3 protein-coding genes are annotated in these 3,572 nt (G+C 56.1%); all 3 read right to left on the bottom strand.

The genetic code is table 11. From position 1 onward, the window contains the following. The coding region (locus tag RCH87_RS10300; RefSeq protein WP_306516607.1) for a homoserine dehydrogenase at nt 1–693 on the bottom strand (693 nt) is incomplete at its 3' end. A gap of 212 nt (nt 694–905) precedes the next feature. Then, the gene (gene lysA, locus RCH87_RS10295) at nt 906–2,264 is read right to left on the bottom strand and encodes a diaminopimelate decarboxylase (protein WP_306516606.1); all 1,359 of its coding nucleotides are present in this window, start codon (nt 2,262–2,264) and stop codon (nt 906–908) included. A gap of 4 nt (nt 2,265–2,268) precedes the next feature. Beyond that, nucleotides 2,269–3,572: arginine--tRNA ligase (gene argS, locus RCH87_RS10290; protein ID WP_306516605.1), on the bottom strand; the 1,304-nt coding region annotated here is incomplete at its 5' end.

Raw genomic sequence — 3,572 nt, 5'->3', positions numbered from 1 at the left:
GTTCACGCGAGTATAGAAGCCCAGCGAGGCCATAATGGCGGCCTTCGACGCGGCATCGTGGCCATCGACGTCGGCGGTTGGGTCTGCCTCCGCATACCCCAGATCGGTAGCGATCTGCAGGGCTTCGTCGTAGCCCATTCCTTCGGTGATCATCTTGTCCAACATAAAGTTGGTGGTACCGTTGACGATTCCCGAGATCCGCCGGATCTGGTCGCCCGCCAGTGAGCGGCGCAACATGCCGACGACTGGGATCGCTGCGGCAACTGCGGCTTCGAAGTACAAATCCACCCCGGAATCTTCTGCAGCTTGCGCGAGTTCATCAGCATGGGCGGCAACGAGCGCCTTATTCGCGGTGACCACGGATTTTCCTGCCCGCAAAGCAGCCAAGACGAGCTCACGCGGGTAATCGATGCCACCGATGAGTTCAACAACCACATCGACGTCGTCACGGTTAATCAGCGCGTGCGCATCACCGGTGATCATCTCTGGCTCTACACCACGACGTGGCTTCGAGGTGTCATCGACGGCAACGCCACGCAATTCTAGTGGGCCACCCACGCGCTCGCGGAAGTCTGCAGCATTTTCTTCCAGCAAGCGAATGACCTCAGTACCGACGGTACCCATGCCTAATACGGCAATTCCGACAGGCTTGCCAGCATTGTCTTCGGTACGGGCAGGAGATTCAGCGACCATAGTTTTCGCAATCCTTCGTTCTTCGTCTTTGTTAGTCGTGTTCGTCGAAATTTTTCTGGCGTACACCGTATCATTGCAGTCGATTTTCGCGGTGCATCTGCACGCAATCGTACCGGCTTTAAGTGCAAATTTAGCTTGCTAGCCGAAATTTATTCAGTATCAAATTCTTGATATCAATTTCTTGATTCATCGCATAGTCATTCAGCGTTCGCTTATTCGGCGCTCGGTTCGCCTGCTTCAAGGCTCAAAAGATCCTCGATCGTTTCCCGCCGCAGCATCAACTCTGCCTTGCCATCACGCACGCTCACCACCGCAGGCCGCGTGAAGGCGTTGTACCGCGAAGACATCGGATAACAATAAGCCCCGGTGACTGCAAGGGCCATGAGGTCTCCCCCGCGCACATCTGCAGGACAAGCAAAATCAGCGATCAAAATGTCCCCAGATTCGCAGTGCGCGCCGACCAGTCGGGTAGGTTTCTGGTGCCCATCCGTGAATCTGGAAACCACTCGGGCGTCATATTCTGCACCGTAAAGTGCAGGACGAATATTATCTGACATTCCCCCATCGACTGCGAGATAACGACGGTAGCGATCGTCGTCGATTTGCACATTTTTGTCGGATCCAACTTCATAAACCGTCACGGCAGCCGGCCCCACGAGCGCACGCCCTGGTTCAACGACCACTTTTGGCGGAGCGATACCTAAAAACGCAGCCTTGCTGTTTACCGCGGCCAACAAGTCTGCCGCGATTCCGGCGATATTCAGCTCCGAGTCGTCGGCAAGATACGGCACGCCATAACCGCCGCCGAGGTCCAAAACCGGAAGCTGTAATCCCAATTCTTGGTGCACTCGTGCAAACAATTCCAGCAAGCGGTTGGCCGCGAGCGTAAATCCATCTGCATCGAAAACCTGCGAACCGACGTGGCAATGAATGCCTTGGAGATCGAGCGACGACGCATTGTGCGCAGCAACGACCGCTCGCCAGGCATCGCCTGCGGCAAGAGAAAACCCAAATTTTTGGTCTTCATGGCTGGTCGCGATGAATTCGTGCGTATGCGCATCCACCCCGGGGGTCACGCGCACCAGCACCGGCTGCGTGGCGCCCAGTTCTGCAGCAATCTCGTTCAGTTCCACCAATTCACCTGGTGAATCCAACACAACGTGACCGACCTGGGCCGAAACACACTTGCGCAAGAACTCGCGGTTTTTGGTGTTGCCATGCACCGTGATTCGCTCAGCCGGAAATCCGGCGCGTAAAGCAATCAGTAATTCGTTCAACGAAGCAACGTCGAGCGAAAGGCCTTCTTCTTCAACCCAACGCACGATACGCGTCGAAAGCATAGCCTTCGAGGCATAGTGCACATTTTCTGCGCCTTGAAACGCACGTGCCATATCGCGGCAGCGGGAACGAAAATCGTCCTCATCAAAAACCATCACTGGGCTGCCGTACCGTTCGACAATGTCCGGTAATCCCACACCTGCGATGGTCACCGTGCCTTCCTGTTCACGGCGTGCATTGCGTGGCCAGACATGGCTGGGCAATTGGTTGAAATCAGACAGGTGCATGTTCATCGATCTACATCCGTTCCGGGGCGTTGACGCCGACCATGGTCAAACTATTGCGCAAGACCTGCCGGGTCGCCCGAGCGAGTGCCAACCGTGCGCTGTGAATCGGCTCGGCTTGCTCGCCAGCTTTCGGCAAGATCTGGCACTGGTCATAAAAGCGGTGGAAGGTCGCAGCGAGCTCTTCGACGTACCGGGTAATCCGGTGCGGCTCCCGTAGCTGCGCTGCGGTGGCGACGATCTCTGGGAACTCGCCCAGAGTGCGAATGAGATCACCTTCCTTGTCGTGAACCAGCAGTCCCAAGTCTGGGCCTTCGACGCTCACGTTGAGTTCGCTTGCTTTGCGCTCAATCGAGCACAACCGGGCATGGCCGTACTGGACGTAATAGACCGGGTTATCAGCTGATTGTGCGGTCCACAGCTCCAGGTCAATGTCGACGGAGGTATCGACGCTAGAACGCACCAGGGAATACCGCGCACCGTCGATACCGATGGCTTCAACGAGATCTTCCAAGGTGATGACGGTTCCAGCACGCTTCGACATGCGCACAGGCTTTCCGTCACGCAGCAGGTTGACCATCTGTCCGATCAGTACCTCAACGTTTTCTGGGTCATAGCCCAGGGCTTGAGCGGCAGCGCGAAGGCGACCAATGTAGCCGTGGTGGTCGGCACCAAGCATGTAGATAGCGAGATTGTGGCCGCGCTCAAATTTATCGGCAACATAGGCGATATCACCGGCGATATAAGCGTGATCACCATCAGACTTGATTACGACACGATCTTTGTCGTCGCCGAATTTCTCTGCACGCAACCACCAGGCGCCATCGGCTTCGTAAAGATTGTCATTGTCTCGCAAGGTATCAATAGCGCGCTCTACGGCGCCGGAATCATACAGCGAATTTTCGTGGAAGTAGACATCGAATTCCACGCCGAATTCTTTGAGCGAGGCTTTAATCTGCTCGAACATCATCTCTACGCCAAGCGCACGGAATTTCTCTTGTACCTCCGCAGGTTCGCCATCGAGCGCACCCGGATCTTTATCGAGTACCGCGGCTGCGATCTCGTGGATATAAGCACCGCCGTAGCCATCTTCCGGGGTAGGTTCGCCTTGAGCGTCAGCGACTAACGAACGGGCGAAGCGGTTGATCTGCCCGCCGTGATCATTGAAATAGTATTCGCGGGTGACTTCTGCCCCACTGGCTTCGAGTACGCGTCCCAGCGAATCACCGACGGCAGCCCAGCGCGTGCCACCCAGGTGGATAGGACCAGTCGGGTTCGCAGACACGAACTCTAAGTTGATACGTTGTCCACGCAAAC

Source organism: Corynebacterium sp. (assembly GCF_030826625.1).
GTDB lineage: Bacteria > Actinomycetota > Actinomycetes > Mycobacteriales > Mycobacteriaceae > Corynebacterium.
This window is presented reverse-complemented; position numbering and strand designations above follow the sequence as displayed.

Bases quoted from the DNA above. Each gene is read 5' to 3' on its own strand.
- lysA (WP_306516606.1), bottom strand. From the start codon at position 2,264: ATGAACATGCACCTGTCTGATTTCAACCAATTGCCCAGCCATGTCTGG.